The 18197-nt window shown below is 72.4% G+C and carries 11 protein-coding genes; 4 read left to right on the forward strand and 7 right to left on the reverse strand.

Annotation, left to right across the window (positions count from 1 at the left end):
• Positions 1-36: 36 nt before the first annotated feature.
• Entirely contained in the window at positions 37-255 is a 219-nt protein-coding gene (locus KGD83_RS08560) for a DUF7455 domain-containing protein (RefSeq protein WP_047869571.1), read from the reverse strand.
• A 354-nt stretch (positions 256-609) separates the two neighbouring features.
• On the opposite strand from KGD83_RS08560, the gene KGD83_RS08565 reads away from it, so the two are divergent.
• Complete coding sequence (locus tag KGD83_RS08565) at positions 610-2715, forward strand: DNA gyrase/topoisomerase IV subunit B (RefSeq protein WP_212643299.1); 2106 nt, start codon at positions 610-612, stop codon at positions 2713-2715.
• Between the two features lie 9 nt (positions 2716-2724).
• On the opposite strand, the gene KGD83_RS08570 is transcribed toward KGD83_RS08565, so the two are convergent.
• The 5 genes from KGD83_RS08570 to KGD83_RS08590 form a co-directional block, all read right to left on the reverse strand.
• Positions 2725-3867, reverse strand: a complete 1143-nt coding sequence (locus KGD83_RS08570; protein WP_212643300.1) for an L-cysteine desulfhydrase Cds1 — start codon at positions 3865-3867, stop codon at positions 2725-2727.
• A gap of 165 nt (positions 3868-4032) precedes the next feature.
• A complete protein-coding gene (locus KGD83_RS08575) occupies positions 4033-4359 on the reverse strand; it encodes a tetratricopeptide repeat protein (protein ID WP_013154318.1) in 327 nt (108 codons plus the stop codon).
• Positions 4360-4561: 202 nt separating this feature from the next.
• A complete protein-coding gene (locus tag KGD83_RS08580) occupies positions 4562-5089 on the reverse strand; it encodes a beta-class carbonic anhydrase (protein ID WP_212643301.1) in 528 nt (175 codons plus the stop codon).
• A gap of 85 nt (positions 5090-5174) precedes the next feature.
• On the reverse strand, positions 5175-7661 hold the full coding sequence (locus tag KGD83_RS08585; RefSeq protein ID WP_212643302.1) for a DNA gyrase/topoisomerase IV subunit A: 2487 nt from the start codon (positions 7659-7661) through the stop codon (positions 5175-5177).
• Between the two features lie 284 nt (positions 7662-7945).
• Positions 7946-10786 carry a glycosyl hydrolase gene (locus KGD83_RS08590; RefSeq protein WP_212643303.1) on the reverse strand — a complete coding sequence of 947 codons (2841 nt, stop codon included), beginning with the start codon at positions 10784-10786 and terminating at the stop codon, positions 7946-7948.
• 402 nt (positions 10787-11188) lie between these two features.
• Here KGD83_RS08590 and KGD83_RS08595 point away from each other — a divergent pair, with 402 nt between their 5' ends.
• The gene (locus KGD83_RS08595) at positions 11189-13360 is read left to right on the forward strand and encodes a RecQ family ATP-dependent DNA helicase (protein WP_212643304.1); all 2172 of its coding nucleotides are present in this window, start codon (positions 11189-11191) and stop codon (positions 13358-13360) included.
• Between the two features lie 98 nt (positions 13361-13458).
• Here KGD83_RS08595 and KGD83_RS08600 read toward each other — a convergent pair whose 3' ends face one another.
• Complete coding sequence (locus tag KGD83_RS08600) at positions 13459-14394, reverse strand: carbohydrate kinase family protein (protein ID WP_212644328.1); 936 nt, start codon at positions 14392-14394, stop codon at positions 13459-13461.
• A gap of 301 nt (positions 14395-14695) precedes the next feature.
• Between KGD83_RS08600 and KGD83_RS08605 the strand changes: the two genes are divergently transcribed.
• Together KGD83_RS08605 and KGD83_RS08610 are read left to right on the forward strand one after the other, a co-directional pair.
• Positions 14696-17416: a bifunctional acetate--CoA ligase family protein/GNAT family N-acetyltransferase gene (locus KGD83_RS08605; protein ID WP_212643305.1), complete on the forward strand. Its 2721-nt coding sequence runs from the start codon at positions 14696-14698 to the stop codon at positions 17414-17416.
• Between the two features lie 86 nt (positions 17417-17502).
• Positions 17503-18081 (forward strand): DUF5998 family protein, encoded by a 579-nt coding sequence (locus tag KGD83_RS08610; RefSeq protein WP_019609669.1) that lies wholly within the window; start codon positions 17503-17505, stop codon positions 18079-18081.
• Positions 18082-18197 lie beyond the last annotated feature (116 nt).

The raw sequence follows: 18197 nt of genomic DNA on the forward strand, positions 1-18197 counted from the left end.
CGCCGGTGTTCAGGCCTGTTCTGTTGTGCTCTGTGGCTAACGCTCGTCCGTCTTGCTCTCGTTGAGCTTGTCGGTCTCGTCCTGGATGTCCGAGGCGATCTTGCGGAGAGAGTCGTCGTGCTTGCGCATGTGGTGGGCGCAGAACAGCAGCTCGCCGCCGGAGTTCAGCAGCACCCGGACGTAAGCCTGCGCACCACAGCGGTCGCAACGGTCAGCAGCCGTCAGCGGCTGGGTGGGGGCAAGGGTTCCAGTCACTTCGCCATCCTCAATACTCGGCGTTAGTCACCTCTGACAACATTTAACCCGACCAGGACGTTCCCAACCCGGTCCCGTGTACGCCGACAGCGGAATCTGCCTGGTTGATGCCTGGATGTCGTCTCATGTCCTTGTTGTACCCGCCTCATGGTCCGGCATCCCAGGAAAAGGGGAGCATCCAGGTCGCATCCACCGGAGGTGGTAGTCTCGCGCGGGGCAGGCCCCCGTCCTCCCGCCGGGTCCCGGCGGTAGCAAGCGACCGGCACGCCGCCCCCTATTCGTCAGTGCGGCGCGGTACAAAGGGCACGCACCGCACAGCGCCCTGATGGCCCTGAAGACGCAGGAGATGTCCGAGTGACCGCCTTGACCGCAGTCGTCCACGACCCCGAGGATTACTCCGCCCGACACCTGTCGGTCCTCGAAGGTCTTGAGGCGGTGCGCAAACGGCCGGGCATGTACATCGGGTCCACCGACAGCCGCGGCCTCACCCACTGCATGTGGGAGATCATCGACAACTCCGTGGACGAGGCCCTGGGCGGCTTCTGCACCCGGATCGACGTCACGCTGCACTCCGACGGGTCGGTCTCGGTCAGCGACGACGGACGCGGCATCCCCGTGGACGCCGAGCCCAAGTCCGGCCTGTCCGGTGTGGAACTGGTCATGACCAAGCTCCACGCGGGCGGCAAGTTCGGCTCCGGCTCCTACACCGCCTCCGGCGGCCTGCACGGCGTCGGCGCCTCGGTGGTCAACGCCCTGTCGTCGCGCGTGGACGTCGAGGTCGACCGCCAGGGCCGCACCCACGCGATCAGTTTCCGCCGGGGCATCCCCGGCCGCTTCGCCGGGTCCGGCCCCGACGCCGAGTTCACGCCGGTCTCGGGCCTGGAGCAGGTCCGCAAGGTGGCCCAGAAGATCACCGGCACCCGCATCCGGTTCTGGCCGGACATGCAGATCTTCCTCAAGGACGCCGACATCGCCCGCGAGGCTCTCCTGGACCGGGCCCGCCAGACCGCTTTCCTGGTGCCGGGGCTGACCCTCTCCGTGCGCGACGAGCGCGTGGAGGGTGAGCCCGCCCACGAGGAGGAGTTCCGCTTCGACGGCGGCATCGGCGAGTTCTGCACCTTCCTGGCCCCCGACGAGCCGGTCAGCGACGTGCTGCGCATCCAGGGCAGCGGCAACTTCACCGAGACCGTCCCGGTCCTGGACGACGCCGGGCACATGGTGCCCGCCGACGTCGAGCGCCGCCTGGACGTGGACGTCGCCCTGCGCTGGGGCACGGGCTACGACACCACCGTGCGCTCCTTCGTCAACGTCATCGCCACCCCCAAGGGCGGCACCCACATCAACGGCTTCGAACGGGCCCTGGTGCGGGTGATCAACGAGCAGCTGCGCACCACCAAGCTGTTGAGGAACAGCGACGACCCCGTCACCAAGGACGACACCCAGGAGGGGCTCACCGCGGTCGTCACCGTCCGCCTGCCCGAGCCCCAGTTCGAGGGCCAGACCAAGGAGATCCTCGGCACCTCCGCGGCCACCAGGATCGTCTCCCAGGTGGTCGGCAAGGAGCTGCGCGAGTTCCTGACCTCCACCAAGAAGGTGGAGAAGGCCAGGGCGCGCAGCGTCCTGGAGAAGGTGGTCGGCGCGGCCAAGGCCCGCCTGGCCGCGCGTCAGCAGCGCGAGACCCAGCGGCGCAAGACCGCCCTGGAGAACTCGGCGCTGCCCGCCAAGCTGGTGGACTGCCGCAGCGAGGGCCTGGAGCACAGCGAGCTGTTCATCGTCGAGGGGGACTCGGCGCTGGGCACCGCCAAGCTGGCCCGGGACTCGGAGTTCCAGGCGCTGCTGCCGATCCGGGGCAAGATCCTCAACGTGCAGAAGTCCTCGGTCACCGACATGCTCAAGAACGCCGAGTGCGCGGCCATCCTCCAGGTGGTCGGCGCCGGTTCGGGGCGCACCTTCGACATCGACGCGGCCCGCTACGGCCGCATCATCCTCATGGCCGACGCCGACGTGGACGGCGCGCACATCCGCTGCCTGCTGCTCACGCTCATCTACCGCTACATGCGGCCCATGCTGGAGGCCGGGCGGGTGTACGCGGCCGTGCCGCCGCTGCACCGCATCGAGCTGACCAACACCCGGCGCAAGCGCGGCAGCAAGCCCGAGGACCGCTACGTCTACACCTACTCCGACGCCGAGCTCTCGCGCACGCTGCTGGACCTGGAGAAGCGCAAGATCTCCTGGAAGGAGCCGGTGCAGCGCTACAAGGGCCTGGGCGAGATGGACGCCGACCAGCTGGCCGAGACCACCATGGACCCGCGTCACCGCACCCTGCGCCGGATCCGGGTGGAGCAGGCCGAGGAGGCCTCCTCCGTCTTCAACCTGCTGATGGGCAACGAGGTCGCCCCGCGCCGCCGCTTCATCCAGCAGGGCGCCCAGGAGCTGGACGTGGCCCGCATCGACACCTGACCGGGCCCCTCAGGGGGTCTGGGGCGGCTCCCAGACCCCCTCGGCGAGGAACCGGTCGATGGTCGCGCGGTAGGGAGCCGGGTCCAGGCCCCGCTCCGCCACCCAGGCGTCGTTGTAGTAGCTGTGCTGGTAGCGTTCGCCGCCGTCGCAGATCAGCGTGACCACGCTGCCCCTGCGCCCCTCTCGGAGCATCCTGGCCACCAGGTGCCACACCCCCCACAGGTTGGTGCCCGTGGAGCCTCCGGCGGACAGCCCGGTGCGGTCGTGCAGGTGGCGCATCGCGGCGATGCTCGCGGCGTCGGGCACCGGCATCATCAGGTCGATCACCGACGGCACGAAGCTCGGCTCCATGCGGGGGCGGCCGATCCCCTCGATCCGGGAGGGCGTCCCGGTGGCGTAGTCGGGCGCGCCGGTGACCCAGCCGGGGAAGAACGCCGAGTTCTCCGGGTCCACCACCGCCAACCGGGTGCCCAGGCGCCGGTAGCGCAGGTAGCGGCCGATGGTGGCGGAGGTGCCGCCGGTGCCCGCGCCCACCACGACCCACTCCGGGCACGGGTGGCGCTCCATGGCCAGCTGCTCGAAGATCGACTCGGCGATGTTGTTGTTGCCGCGCCAGTCCGTGGCCCGCTCGGCGTAGGTGAACTGGTCCATGTAGTGCCCGCCGGTCTCGGCGGCCAGCCGCTCGGCCTCGGCGTACATCGCGGGCGGGGCGTCCACGAAGTGGCACCTGCCGCCGTAGCGCTCGATCAGGGCGATCTTCTCCGGGCTGGTCCTGCGCGGGATGACCGTGATGAAGTCCAGGCCGACCAGCTGGGCGAAGTAGGCCTCCGACACCGCGGTGGAGCCCGAACTGGCCTCCACGATGGTGGTGCCCTCCCGGATCCACCCGTTGGCCAGCCCGTACAGGAAAAGCGAGCGCGCCAGCCGGTGCTTGAGGCTGCCCGTGGGGTGCACGGACTCGTCCTTGAGGTACAGGTCGATGCCCCACTCCGGGGGGAGCGGGAACACGTGCAGGTGGGTGTCGGCCGAGCGGTTGGCGTCGGCGACGACCCTGCGCACCGCCTCGTCCGCCCAGGAGCGGGCGCTGTCGTCGCACCGGTCCACCCACGGGGTGTCGTCGCCCGGCCGCGGACCTGTCGGTGAGGATGCCATGCCCAGCAGCGTAGCCCGCACACGGGAGGGGCCGCGCCCCGAGGGGCCCGGCCCCGCTCCTGCTCGTACGGGGGCGTCCATGCGGCCCGGCCGCGGGGGACGGCCCGGGCGAGTGGTCCCCCCTGCCCCGGCGCGCACGCGGGCGCGCCGGACCGGGAGGGGACCTCAGTCCAGGGAGCCCCCGGACATCACCGCGTGCATGCGCCGGTAGGTGGCCGCCTCCTCGTGGCGGCTCTGGCGCTCCAGCGTGCGCGCCAGGGCGATGTGCGCCCAGTTGTCCACCGGGTCCAGCTCGATGATCCTGCGGAAGGTCCGCTCGGCCTTGTTGAGCTGTGCGGAGTGGAAGTAGGCGCGGCCCAGCAGCTCCAGCAGGGAGCGGCTGTCCGGTTCGTCGTCGACGATCGGTTCGAGGGTGCGGGCTGCGTAGATGGGGTCGCCCAGTTCCATGAACATGCGGGCGCGGTTGAAGGTGTCGTAGGTGTTCTCTTCCACGGTGCTCCTTCCGACGGCGCGGGGCCGTCCCGGATCACAACGGCCGGCGTACCGGTCGCATTCCCTGGTGGGGCGTGTGGGACGGAGGCGCGGGCAGGAGCCCACCGGGCCCTCCCGCGTCTTCCGGTCCCCTTGAAGAGATCCCCGCGCACGTGCGGCGCACACGTGACCGACCCCGGTCACCGCCTCCTCCCGGGAGCGGTCACAGGTCCGTCATGGTGATCCGGCCGGTGTCCACGTCGTACAGCGCGCCCGCGACCGGCAGGCCCTCGGGCAGCAGCGGGTGGTGGCGGATGCGCTCCAGGTCGTGCCGCAGGGCGCCCATCTGGTCGTTGTCGGTGTGGAACTCCAGGCTGCGCGTGTCCACTCCGTACTTCTCCTCGATGAGGTCGTGAACGGCGTCGTCGCTCTCCACGGAGGCCATCTTGCACCGGGTGTGCGGCATGATCAGCACCCGGTCCACACCGAGCAGGTACACCGCCAGCACCAGGGTGCGCAGGGTGTCGTCGGTCACGCGCGCGCCGGCGTTGCGCAGGATCTTGGCGTCACCGGGCTTGAGGCCGAGCATGTCCAAAGGCTCGATCCTGGAGTCCATACAGGTCACCAGGCCCAGACCGCGCGCGGCGACGGGTTCGAGCCCGGAGAGGGAGAAGGACTCGGCGTAGGCGTCGTTGGCCGGCAGGAAATCGTCGAAGGCACTGGAGGAAGTAGTGCCGCTGTTGTCGCTCACGTGGAGGCGCTCCCTTGTCCCGTGGTCGCGGACGCGCCGCGCGCACCGGACGGATCCGGTGCGCGCGGCGCTCTTCCGAGACGAGTCAGGCTTTCGCTCCGGGAACGGTGATCCCGGAGTCGGTCTGTCCACTACCTACAGTAACGATCGCGCGGGGCAGCGCGTCACCGGACCCGTCCCGACGGTCGACCGGGTCGGGCAGGCGGACCGGCTTGCCGTCCGCGCGCGCGGCGCGGGCGGGCGAGCGGCCGATCCATCCGAAGAGCAGGGTGTCCTCGCCCTTGAGGTAGCGGTGGCAGCGCACGCCGCCGGTGGCGCGGCCCTTGGCCGGATAGGCCTCGAAGGGGGTGACCTTGGCCGAACCGGCCTGGGTGCCCTCCAGAGCGCCGGAGGAGCCCGAGACGGTGACCACCACCGAGTCCTGCGGGCTGGGCACGGCGCCGAACCACAGCACCCGCGCCCCCTCGGACAGGCGCACGCCCGCCACACCGCCCGCGGGCCGCCCCTGGGGCCGCACGGTGCTCGCGGGGAAGCGCAGCAGCTGGGCCTCGGAGGTGATGAAGGCCAGGTCCTCCTCGCCCGTCGACAACTGGGTGACGCCCACGACGCGGTCGTCGTCCTTGAGCGTCACGACCTCGAAGTCGTCCTTGTTGGGCGGGTAGTCGGGGGAGACCCGCTTGACCACGCCCCCGCGCGTGCCCAGGGCGAAGCCCGGACCCGAGGCGTCCATGGACACCACCGACACCACCCGTTCGTCCCCGTCGAGCTGTACGAACTCGGACACGTCCAGCCCCGAGGCCAGCGGCGGACCGTCCCCGCCCTCGTCGGGCAGCTCCGGCAGCTCCACCACCGGCACGCGGATCATCCGGCCCAGGTCGGTGACCAGGCCGACGGCGGAGCGCGAGGTGGTGGGGACGGACACGTGGACCGCGTCGTGCTTGGTGCGCAGGCCCTCGTACACGCGCGGCACCGCGGGTCCCTTGCTGCGGCCGATCGCCCCGTCCACGCCCATCAGCACGTGGCAGGGCTGGTCGGCCATCTCCAGCGGGATCACCGCGCTGCGGGCCACGCCGTCGCTCTCGCGCAGCTGCGTGCGGCGCGGGGTGGCGAACTCCTTGGCGACGTCGCCCATCTCCTTGGAGACCAGGCGGCGCAGCTTCTTGTCCGACTCCAGGACCGCGGTGAGGGCGTCGACCTCCTTGTTGAGCTTGTCCCGCTCGGTCTCCAGCTCCATCCGGTCGAAGCGGGTCAGGCGCCGCAGCGGGGTCTCCAGGATGTAGCGGGCCTGGACCTCCGACAGGTCGTAGGCGCCCATGAGCGACTCGCGGGCGGCGGCGGTGTCCTCGGCCTCGCGGATGAGGGAGATGACCCGGTCGATGTCCAGCAGGGCCACGAGCAGGCCGTCCACCAGGTGCAGGCGCTCCTGGCGCTTGGCGCGGCGGAACTCGCTGCGGCGGCGCACAACGTCGAGGCGGTGGTTGACGTAGACCTCGAGGAGTTCGCGCAGCCCCAGCGTCTGGGGCTGGCCGTCCACGAGGGCCACGTTGTTGATGCCGAAGGACTCCTCCATCGGCGTGAGACGGTACAGCTCCTCCAGGACCGCCTCGGGGTTGAAGCCGTTCTTGAGCTCGATGACCAGGCGCAGCCCCTGCGTGCGGTCGGTCAGGTCCTTCAGGTCCGAGATGCCCTGGAGCTTCTTGGACTGCACCAGCTCCTTGATCCGGCTGATGACCTTCTCCGGGCCCACGCTGTAGGGCAGCTCGGTGACCACCAGGCCGGTGCGGCGCGCGGACACCTTCTCGATGGAGACGGTGGCGCGGGTCTTGAACGTGCCCCGGCCGCCGCGGTAGGCGTCGCGGATGCCGTCCAGGCCGACGATGGTGCCGCCGGTGGGCAGGTCCGGGCCCGGGACGAACTCGGTGAGCTCCTCCAGGGTGGCCTCGGGGTGGGCGATGAGGTGGCGGGCGGCCGCGACGACCTCGCCCAGGTTGTGCGGGGCCATGTTGGTGGCCATGCCCACCGCGATGCCGGAGGCGCCGTTGACCAGCAGGTTCGGGAAGGCGGCGGGCAGGACCTCGGGCTCGGTCTCCTGGCCGTCGTAGTTGGGCCGGAAGTCGACGACGTTCTCGTCGATGGAGGCGACCAGCTGCTCGGCGGCGCGGTCCAGGCGCGCCTCGGTGTAGCGCATGGCGGCCGGCGCGTCGTCGCCGCCCAGGGAGCCGAAGTTGCCGTGGCCGTCGACCAGGGGCACGCGCATGGCGAAGGGCTGGCTCAGGCGCACGAGCGCGTCGTAGATGGCGCTGTCGCCGTGGGGGTGGAGGCGGCCCATCACGTCCCCGACGACGCGGGCGCACTTGACGTGGCCGCGGTCGTGCCGCAGCCCCATCTCGTTCATCTGGTAGAGGATGCGCCGCTGCACCGGTTTCATACCGTCGCGCGCGTCCGGTAGCGCGCGTTGGTAGATGACCGAGTAGGCGTACTCCAGGAAGCTGCCGCGCATCTCCTCGGAGACGTCGATGTCGATGATCTTCTCGGCGAGATCCTCGGGGGGACGGGAAGTAGTACGGGCCATGTCCGTAATTCTGGCCTGTGCCAGAGACTGAAACGTACAAGGACGCGTCGCCGGACGGGTGTGAGCCTCGTGACGCGGCGTCGCGTGTGCCGCTGCGACGTGCGGGTTGTGTGGCGGTGGGCGGTTCCGCGATGTTTCTGTGGTTGGGTGCCGGACGGTCGCGCAACGCTCCGATCGTGCCCGGAACGCCCGAAACGGAGCCGCGGGCGCGGCCCGTTTCGGTTGGCGCGTCCCGCGGCGGGGCGGAGGCGTCCCCGGCGCCCGCAGGCGCCGGGGACCGGGCGTCAGTCGGTGAAGGGGATCGTGATCGAGGCGCCGCCGTCGGGGCCGACCAGGACCCGCGAGGAGGCGCCGCCCAGGGCGCTCCACAGCTCGACGCGGACGGAGCCGCCCTCCAGGTCGCCGAGGGACCCGTCGGCACTCGCCGGACCCTGGCCCTGCGTGTACTCCTCCCAGCCGTTCAGGTCGTTGGTGGCGAAGTAGCGGTAGGTCTCCGTGCGGTCGTCGGCGCCGTCGCCGTCCAGGTCGTAGACCACGCGGACCTGGACAGCGTTGCCGACCGCGTTGCCCGAGTCCACGGGCAGCGAGAACGCGGTGGCTCCGCCGGTGTGGGTGCCGGTCAGGTCGTCGGCGCGCAGCACCACGCGGTCGCCCGGCGGCAGGCCGTCCTGGTTGCGTCCCCCGGCGGAGGCCACGGTGATCTCGCCGGCGGAGCCGTGCGGGGCGCTGGAGAGAGCGGAGGGGGTCAGGTGCAGGCCGCCGTCGCCGACGTTGCCCTCGCCCGGGTCGCCCGGGTCGCCGGGGTCGCCCGGGTCGCCGGGGTCGCCCGGGTCGCCGGGGTCGCCCGGGTCGCCGGGGTCACCGGGGTCACCGCCGCCCCCCTCGCCCGTGGTGGAGGCCAGCGAGCGGGGCTGCACCTCCAGCTCGACGCCGTCGGAGAAGGTGACCGTCAGCGGGGAGCCGGAGGGGTTGAAGGCGACGTGCGTGCGCTCCCCGCCGTCGGTGAAGACGGCGTAGTGCGCGGTGTCGGCGGTGACGGAGGTGTCCACGGTGCCGACCTCGGCGAGCGTCGAGACCCACTGGTAGGTGTGCGGCTTGGACTCGCCCGCCTCGGGCTCGTAGGTGCTCCACTGCTCCTCGAACATGCGCAGGGCGTCGTCGCCGTCGGAGAGGGCGCGGTGCTCCCAGTGGATGTCGCGCCAGATCTGCGGTTCGCGGCCCAGGCGGTCCACCAGCGACTCGTACATCGCCCCGGCGTGCTCGGGGTCGTGCCCCAGGTAAAGCGAACTCGCCGTGATCGGCAGGTAGTTGATGCCGTAGTGCTCCTCGTCGCCGCCGTCCCACCAGATGCGGTAGTCGCCGCCGTCGCCCCACACCATGCCGACGACGTCGTGCTCGAAGCCATCGGGGAAGGTGTCGCCGCCGTGGTCCTGCCAGTAGCGGGTGATGGCCGAGGCCTGCGTGGTGTGCAGGTACACGCCCAGGTCGCGCAGTTCCTCGTCGCCGGTCAGGGCGCCGAACAGCGCGGTGGCGGCGGCGAAGTGCATGCCCTCGGAGGAGGACTCCTGGTTGTTCCCGGCGGCGAACCCCGCGTGCCCGGAGGCCCATCCGTGCCCCGCGTAGGGGGAGAAGGACCGCAGGCGCGGGAACATGTCGCTGTTCGGGTCGGTCTCGGCCACGTCGCGGATCAGCAGGCGGACCATGCCGCCCCAGGCGTCCTCGGCGGCCCAGGCGCTGTCGTAGCGGGCCACGACGGCCGCCGCGGAGACGAAGTAGCCGTAGTGGAAGTCGTGGTCGTTGACCTCGGTGGCGGCGCCGAAGCTGTCCGGGTAGCCGAGCATGGTGCCCCAGTCGCCCTCGTAGGCGAACTGGCGGGTCCCACCGGCCGTGAACCAGTCCTCCAGACGGTTCCTGACCAGGTCCAGCAGCGCGTCGCGGCCCTCGGTGTGGCCGATGGAGTCGGCGATTGGCACAAGCTGGGCCAGCCTGCCCAGCGCCTTGCCGTCCCAGTAGGTGTCGCCGGGCTCGGGGAAGTGCTCCTGTTCGGCCAGGACCTCGTCGATGAGCTGGCGCATGCGGTCGTGGTCGGCGCCGTCCACGGTCGGCAGGCTCGGCAGGATGCCCTGCGCGGCCAGCTCGGTGGTGAAGCTCGCGCCCTCCGCCACGCGCATCTCGCCCCGGGGGGAGGAGTAGGCCAGGTCGGTGACGGGGGTGGAGGCCTCCCGCCAGTGGTGCGGGTAGAGGGCCATGAGCGTGCCCTCCCCGCTCCCCTCGCGCGGTTCGGTCTCCACCCGGTAGGTGCTGGTCAGGGTGGCGGCGGCCTCGTCGTAGTCGTACTCCACGCGGGAGCCGGTGACGAAGGAGTGTGCGTAGGGGGCGAAGGTGTCCAGGTCCTCGCGTGAGGGCAGGACCGCCACGGAGTAGTGGCCCTCGGTGCCGGTCGGGGCGGTGAAGGTGTCGCCCGAGCGCGTCCAGGGGGCGTCGGAGGGGGCGAACAGCGCGTAGTGGCGTCCGCCCACGCTGGCGCCGACCACGGAGCCCTCCTGGTGCCAGACCTCGGGGGTGCCGGAGAAGGTCACCTGGGCGTCGCCGCCCGCGGTGTCGGCGTAGGCGAAGGGCAGGCCCTGGCCGATGGTCACGCGCAGGGTCCGGCCGGAGCCCGCCCAGTGCGCGGTGACGGTCCAGTCGCCGTGGTCGGCGACCCGGGTGTCGGGGGAGGACAGGCCCTGGACCCCCAGGGACAGGTCGGCGGTGTGGGGGTGCTCGTACTTGAGGCCGTCGGCGACGAGCTGGGGGTCCCGCGGGTAGCCCATCTCCAGCCCGCCCTCGTGGGGGCGGAAGCTGGCGGGGTGCGCGAAGAGGTTCTCACCGTGGGGGTTGTCTGGGTAGCGCTGGAAGATCAGCGACGACCACCACTCGTTGGTGGGGGCGTGCCCCTCGAAGTCGTCGGTCACCTTGGGGTCGACCGGGGCGCCGTTCAGATCGGAGGGCCCGGGGGCTCCGGCGGGGAGGGTGTCGCTGTAGCCGCCTGATCCCACGGGGACCTCGGCGGCCACGGCCGCCGGAGGGGCGGAGGCCACGCCCGCGGCGCAGACCAGGGCCGCGGCCGCGGCCAGGACGCCCATGCGCGGGGACCGCGCGCGCCGTGCTGTCGTCGGTCCGTTGGGGGGATGGTGGGGGGACGGTCGACTCCATGGGTGCCGCATACTGCGCCTTTCACTCGCTTCCGCGGGAGAGCGTCCGCCCTCTACGGGCGGGAGCGCTCCCAGGCCTGAGCCTTGGTAAATGAGTGTTCAGTCCCGGCCGGAGGAGCGCAATGCCAGGAAAGTGGAAAGTATCCTTTCTGTTACCGGCGGTGCTCATGGGGGTTACAGGGGGTACCCCGTCCCAGGTCGGCCGCGCGCCCGCCCCGAGGCGGGCCGATCCCGCGCGGGGCGGGACGGGGGCGCGGTCCGGTTCCCCGTCACGCGCAACCGGGCCTGTGGACAACCGCTCGACCGTCCCCCGGCTCTGGTACCAAGGGACGTATGGCCACACCCACCCCTGACAGCACCGTTCCCACCGCCGCGTCCGACGGCGCGCTGCGCGAGCGCGCCGAGGCCCACCTGCGCGCCCTGGCCGGGGACTCCGCCCGGCTGCGCGAGGACCAGTGGACCGCCATCCACGCCCTGGCCGCCGAGCACCGCAGAGCCCTCGTCGTCCAGCGCACCGGATGGGGCAAGTCGGCGGTGTACTTCGTGGCCACCGCGCTGCGGCGAGCCGAGGGGGCGGGCCCCACCGTCATCGTCTCCCCGCTGCTGGCGCTGATGCGCAACCAGATCGCCGCGGCCGAGCGCGCGGGCATCCACGCGCGCACCATCAACAGCTCCAACACCACCGACTGGGAGAACGCCTACGCCGACGTGGCCGCGGGCCGGGTCGACGTCCTGCTGGTCAGCCCCGAGCGCCTCAACAACCCCGAGTTCCGCGACCGGGTCCTGCCCGAGCTGGCCGCGGGCGCCGGCCTGGTCGTCATCGACGAGGCCCACTGCGTCTCCGACTGGGGGCACGACTTCCGCCCCGACTACCGGCGCATCCGCTCCCTGCTGCACGACCTGCCCGACGGCGTTCCGGTGCTGGCCACCACCGCCACCGCCAACGAACGCGTCACACGCGACGTGGCCGAGCAGCTCCAAGCGGGCGGCGAGCGCGCGGACACCCTGGTCCTGCGCGGCTCCCTGGAGCGCGAGAGCCTGCGCCTGGCCGTCGTCCGGCTGCCCGACCCCACCGCCCGGCTCAGCTGGCTGGCCGAGCACCTGCCCAAGATCCAGGGCTCGGGCATCGTCTACGCGCTCACCGTCAGCGCCGCCCAGGAGACCGCCCGCTTCCTCGCCCAGCAGGGCATGGAGGTGCGCGCCTACACCGGCCAGACCGACCCCGACGAGCGCCGCGAGGCCGAGGACGACCTGCTCGCCAACCGGGTCAAGGCGCTGGTCGCCACCAGCGCGCTGGGCATGGGCTTCGACAAGCCCGACCTGGGCTTCGTCGTCCACCTGGGCGCTCCGCAGTCCCCGATCTCCTACTACCAGCAGGTCGGCCGCGCCGGACGCGGCGTGCGGCGGGCCGAGGCGGTCCTGCTGCCCGGCCGCGAGGACACCCGCATCTGGGAGTACTTCGCCGGACTGTCCTTCCCTCCCGAGCAGACCGTGCGCCAGACCCTGGACGCGCTCGCCGAGGCGGGAGGACCCCTGTCCGTCGCGCACCTGGAGACCCGGGTGGACCTGCGCCGCACCCGCCTGGAGCAGATGCTCAAGGTGCTGGACGTGGACGGGGCCGTGCGCCGGGTGCGGGGCGGCTGGGAGACCACCGGCCAACCGTGGACCTACGACGCCGAACGCTACGCCGCCGTCAGCCGGGCCCGCGAGCGCGAGCAGCGCGCCATGCTCGACTACCTCGACCTGGACACCTGCCGGATGGAGTTCCTGCGCCGCCAGCTGGACGACCCCGAGGCCGCGCCCTGCGGACGCTGCGACGTGTGCACGGGCGAGTACTGGCCCGCCGACGTGGACTCCACCCGGCGCGAGGCCGCGGCCGAGCACCTGGACCGGCCCGGCACGCCCATCGCGCCCCGGCGCCAGTGGCCGAGCGGGATGGCCACCCTGGGCGTGGACCTGTCCGGAAGGATCGCCGAGGAGCTGCGGGCGGGGGAGGGCCGAGCCCTGGGCCGTCTCACCGACATCGGCTGGGGCAACGAGCTGCGCCGCGTCCTGGCCGCCGACGCCCCCGACGCGCCCGTGGACGAGCACGTGCTCCAGGGCGTGGTGCGCGTCCTGGCCGACTGGAACTGGGACCGGCGCCCCGTCGGGGTGGTGGCGATGCCCTCGCTCACCCGCCCCGGGATGATCACCGACCTGGCCGAGCGGCTCTCCCGGCTCGGACGGCTGGCGCCCGTGGGGGCGCTGGAGTACCGCACCGAGCGGGGCACCGGGCCGCGCAGGCACAACAGCGCCATGCGCCTGGAACAGGTCTACTCCGCCCTCGTGGCGGGAGAGGAGCTCACCGAGCGGATGGCACGGCTACAGGAGCACACCCCCGGGCCGGTGCTGCTGGTCGACGACGTCACCGACACCGGCTGGAGCCTCACCGTGGGCGCCGCCCTGCTCCGCAGAGCCGGGGCGCCCCAGGTGCTGCCCCTCACCCTGGCCACCGCAGGGGGGTGAGCGGCGGCTCCGGCGGGAGCCCCGCGAGGGCGTCCCGTCACGGGCGGGGGCGTCCACCACGCGCGCCGAGGGGCCTCGAGGACGTGGGCCGCCGGGGCTCAGCGGATGCGCTGGCCACGCGGTGCGCCGCGGCGCACCGGCTGGCCCTCGCCCAGGTCCGGGCGGGCGCCCGGCTGGTGCAGGGCGCGCGCCGCCAGGCGGTGCGCCCGGCCCAGCGCCTCCTTGGGGTGGCGGCCGAGCAGCCACGCGGGCAGGAACCCGGCGATGAAGGCGTCACCGGCGCCCACCGAACCCGGGGACGGCTCCACCGGCTCGGCCGGCGCCGTCACGCAGTCGTCGCGGGTCTTGGACGCCCACAGGCCGCCCTGCTGGCCGAGCTTGAGCACCACGTTGGGGTACCACGCGGTCAGCACCTTGGCGGCGGCCTCGGGCTCGTCCCGGCCGGTCAGCACCCGGGCCTGGTCGACGTTGGCGAACAGCAGGCGCGCGCCCTGCGTCCAGTCCAGGAAGTTCTCCGCGCCCGCGCGCTCCAGAGGCGCGTGCGAACCGCCGTCCACCGAGATCGACATCCCGCTCTCGCGGGCCATCCGCAGCGCCACGCGGGCCGCGCGCCGGGAGTCGTCGTTGATGAGGGTGTAGCCCGACACGTGCAGGTGCCCGTCCGGGCCGAACACGTCGCGGGGCAGGTCCTCGGGCTGCAGGCGGGCGTTGGCGCCCGGGTCGCTCAGCATCGTCCGGTCGCCCCGGTGCGTGATCATCACCACACAGGTGCCGGTGGGCCGCTCCGGATCCATCACCATCCGCGAGTCCAGGCCGTAGCCCATGAGTTCCATCTCACGGGTGCGCCCGGTGATGTCGGAGCCGCGGCGGCCGACGAACGTGGTGTCGGTGCCCTCCACGGCCAGCCACGAGGCGATGTTCGCCCCCGACCCGCCGCCGTACATGATCACGGACGCCGGAGTGTCGCTGCCGCGGGCCAACGGGTGGAACGCGCGCGCGACGGCGTCGGTCATCAGGTCACCGATCACGACCACTCGTGTCATTTCGCCAGCCACCACCGAGGGTTATCAGAATCCGTGCTCGCACGACGTTAACAGGTCAACCGTCAGCGGCGTGTAACGAAGTGACAGCACCCCGGCCACACCGCCTCCGGACGCCCCCTCTGAGCCGCGATCGCCCACGGGGCGGCCGATCCGGTCCGCGGACGGGGCGCTCGGCCCCCGACCGGCGCCTCCGCGCTCAGGGGACGCACCGTGTGCGGTCCCGAGCGGGGTTTTCGCGCCGCCCGCACGGACTTTCCCCGGATTCGGCCGTTTGTCGTCTAGTCTCGCAGTCGTGCAGTCCTACCCGAACCACTGGGAAGCCGACGTCGTCCTGACCGACGGAGGCACCGCGCACCTGCGCCCCATCACCCCCGAAGACGCCGACCTGCTCCGCGAGTTCCACTCCCGCCTCTCCCCGGAGACCATCTACTACCGGTTCTTCGCGCCCTACCCCAAGCTCTCCGACCGCGACGTCAAACGCTTCACCACCGTCGACTACGAGGACCGCGTGGCACTGGTCGCCACCATCTCCGACTCCCTCGTCTCCGTGGTGCGCTACGACAAGGTGGCGCCGGAGGAGGCGGAGGTCGCCTTCGTGGTGGAGGACGCCCACCAGGGCCGCGGCCTGGCCTCGGTCATGCTGGAGCACATCGGCGCGGCCGCGCGCGAACGCGGCATGCGCCGCTTCATCGCCGACGTGCTGCCCGAGAACCGGCGCATGATCAACGTCTTCCGCGAGGCCGGGTACACCGCTCAGCAGACCTTCGACGAGGGCGTCATCCGCCTCACCCTGGACCTCCAGCCCACCGACGACTCCACCGAGGTCATGCGGGCCCGCGAGCAGCGCGCCGAGTCGCGCTCCATCGCCCGCCTGCTCTTCCCGAACTCGGTCGCGGTCATCGGCGCCAGCCGCACCGCGCACACCATCGGCCAGACCGCCCTGCGCAACCTGCTGGGCGGGGAGTTCCAGGGCCCGGTCTACCCGGTCCACCCCGAGGCCAAGGCGGTCGTGGGCGTGCGCGCCTACCCCTCCGTCCTGGACATCCCCGACCAGGTCGACCTCGCCGTCGTGGCGGTGCGCGCCGACATGGTCGTCGACGTGGTCGAGCAGTGCGCCGACAAGGGCGTGCACGGCCTTGTCGTGGTCAGCTCCGGGTTCGGCGAGACCGGGCCCGAGGGCCGGGCCCGCCAGGACGAGCTGGTGCGCACCGCCCGCGCGGCCGGGATGCGCGTGGTCGGCCCCAACTGCCTGGGCATCGCCAACACCGACCCCGAGATCTCGCTCAACGCCACCCTTTCCCCGGACCTGCCGCCCTCGGGCACGATCGGGTTCTTCTCCCAGTCCGGCGCCCTGGGCCGGGCCATACTCCAGCGCGTGGCCGAGCGCGGCATGGGCCTTTCCACCTTCGTCTCGGCGGGCAACCGCGCCGACGTGTCCGGCAACGACCTCATGCAGTACTGGCAGGAGGACCCGGCCACGGAGGTGGTGCTCCAGTACCTGGAGTCGCTGGGCAACCCGCGCAAGTTCACCCGCCTGGCCCGGCGCCTGGCCAAGCAGAAGCCGGTCGTGGCGGTGCGCAGCGGCGGCTCGGCGCGGACCACCCCCACCGGCCACGCCGCGGGCGGGCTCTCCCTGCCCGACTACGCGGTCACCTCTCTGTTCCAGCAGGCCGGGGTGGTGCGGGTGGACGACATCACGCAGATGTTCGACGCCGCCCAGGTGTTCGCCTACCAGCCCCTGCCCCGGGGGCCCCGCGTGGGCGTCATCGGCAACTCCGACTCCCTGGAACTGCTGGTCAAGGACGCGGCCGTCCGTCAGGGGCTCAAGCCGCACGACCCGGTCAACCTCGGCCCCCAGGCCACCGCGGAGGACTTCGACCGCGCCCTGGAGACGGCCCTGGCCGCCGAGGACGTGCACTCGGTCGTGGTGGTGTTCGTCCCCGCCCTGCACCCCATCTCCGACGACGTCGCCCGCGTGCTGCGGGCCCGCTCCCTGGACTCGACCAAGCCCGTCGTCACCACCTACCTGGCCCGCCAGGGGGTCCCCGAGGAACTGCGCCGCGTCGGCGACCGGGGCCAGACCCTGCGCGGCTCGGTGCCCTCCTACCCCTCGCCCGAGGACGCCGTGCGCGCCCTGGCCTACGCCACCCGCTACGCCCAGTGGCGCGACCGCAAGCCCGGACGCCACCCCGAGCTGCCCGACATCGACGGTGCCCGGGCCCGCGCCACCATCGTCCGCGCGCTCAAGAACGCCGCCCCCTCGGCGGAGGAGATCGCCTGGTTCGGCGGCGAGCGCCGCTACGACGAGGAGACGGCGATCTCCGGCGAGGACGCCCGCGACCTGCTGGCCTGCTACGGCATCGCCGCCTACCCCGACATCCCGGTGACGTCGGAGGAGGAGGCCGTGGTGGCCGCGGGCCAGCTGGGCTACCCGGCGGTGGTCAAGGCCGACTCACCGGACCTGCGCCTGCGCGCGGGCGGCACGTTCGTCCGCGCCGACCTGCGCACACCCGACGACGTGCGCAGCGCCTTCGCGGCCCTGCACGACCGCTTCGGCGACGAGGCCTCGCTGGTCGTCCAGCGCATGGTGGCCCCAGGGGTGCCCACGGTCGTCCGGGCGGGCGACAACCAGTCCTTCGGATCGGTGGTCTCCTTCGGGCTGGCGGACGTGACCGCCGAACTGCTCGACGACCGGGCGTTCCGGCTGGCGCCGCTCACCGATATGGACGCCGCCGACCTCATCCACGCCGTGCGGGCCGCCCCGCTGCTGTTCGGGCTGCCCGCCGGTGCGACCTCGCTCGCCGAGCAGCCCAACGTGGAGGCGCTGGAGGAACTCCTCGTCCGGGTCTCGCGCCTGGTGGAGGCCTTCCCCGAGATCGGCTACATCGACCTGGACCCGGTCCTTGTCAACGCCACCGGCGCCCACGTGCTGGGTGCGCGCGTCTGGCTCCGCGAGGCCCCCGACGTGCGGCCCGACGCCGGGCCACGGCGACTGCGCGGGGTGACGTTCTGATCATGGGGTGGGCATCCCGTTTCACGTCCCGGTCGCGAAGTGTCACGGGAAAGGGGCAGGATAGGAGTATGAGGAAAACACGCGCCGTGTCCACGGACTGGCGGACGGAGATCGAACGCAGCGGGTACTACCCCGCACTCGTGATCGACGCCGTCGCCACCGCCCTGGGGAGCGAGGGCGCCGAGGCGTTCATCGTGCACCACGAGGCGACCTTCGACCCGGCCATGGAGATGCGGCGGCACATCACGGTGATGCTGCTGACCGCGACCCGCCTCGTGGTGTGCCACACCGACGAGCACCCGCCCACCGAGCCCGGCGGCACCTCGCACGCCTCCACCACCACCGACAGCATCCAGTTGGGCAACATCCAGTCGGTCGCCCTGACCCGCGTGGTGCCCAACCCCGCCCAGTACACGCCGGGCAGCATGCCCAGCGAGCTGGTGCTGAGCGTCAACCTGTCCGTGAACTGGGGCGCGATCGCCCACATCGACCTCGAACCGGCCGCCTGCGCCGACGAGGAGTGCGAACTCGACCACGGGTACACCGGCGCGATCACCGCCGAGCCCCTTACCCTGAGGGTCAGCGAGGCCGCGGACGGCGCCGGTGCGGTGTCGGCCATGATGCACTTCGCCGACGCCCTGTCCGAGGCGACCACCCGCCCCTGAGGCCACCGGGGCCGTCGGGGCCCCGACCGCCGGAGCGGCCGGGCCGCTCCGGCGCGCGGTGTCGGCGCCGCGCGCCGGTCGGCCCGAGGCCGCGCCCCGTCACGCACACGCGCGGG

The organism is Nocardiopsis akebiae (assembly GCF_018316795.1).
GTDB lineage: Bacteria > Actinomycetota > Actinomycetes > Streptosporangiales > Streptosporangiaceae > Nocardiopsis > Nocardiopsis dassonvillei.

What these genes read in the sequence shown, in the direction of transcription:
- KGD83_RS08585 (WP_212643302.1), bottom strand. Translation starts at nt 7,661, where the DNA reads ATGGCCCGTACTACTTCCCGTCCCCCCGAGGATCTCGCCGAGAAGATC.
- KGD83_RS08595 (WP_212643304.1), top strand. Translation starts at nt 11,189, where the DNA reads ATGGCCACACCCACCCCTGACAGCACCGTTCCCACCGCCGCGTCCGAC.
- KGD83_RS08590 (WP_212643303.1), bottom strand. Translation starts at nt 10,786, where the DNA reads ATGGGCGTCCTGGCCGCGGCCGCGGCCCTGGTCTGCGCCGCGGGCGTG.
- KGD83_RS08570 (WP_212643300.1), bottom strand. Translation starts at nt 3,867, where the DNA reads ATGGCATCCTCACCGACAGGTCCGCGGCCGGGCGACGACACCCCGTGG.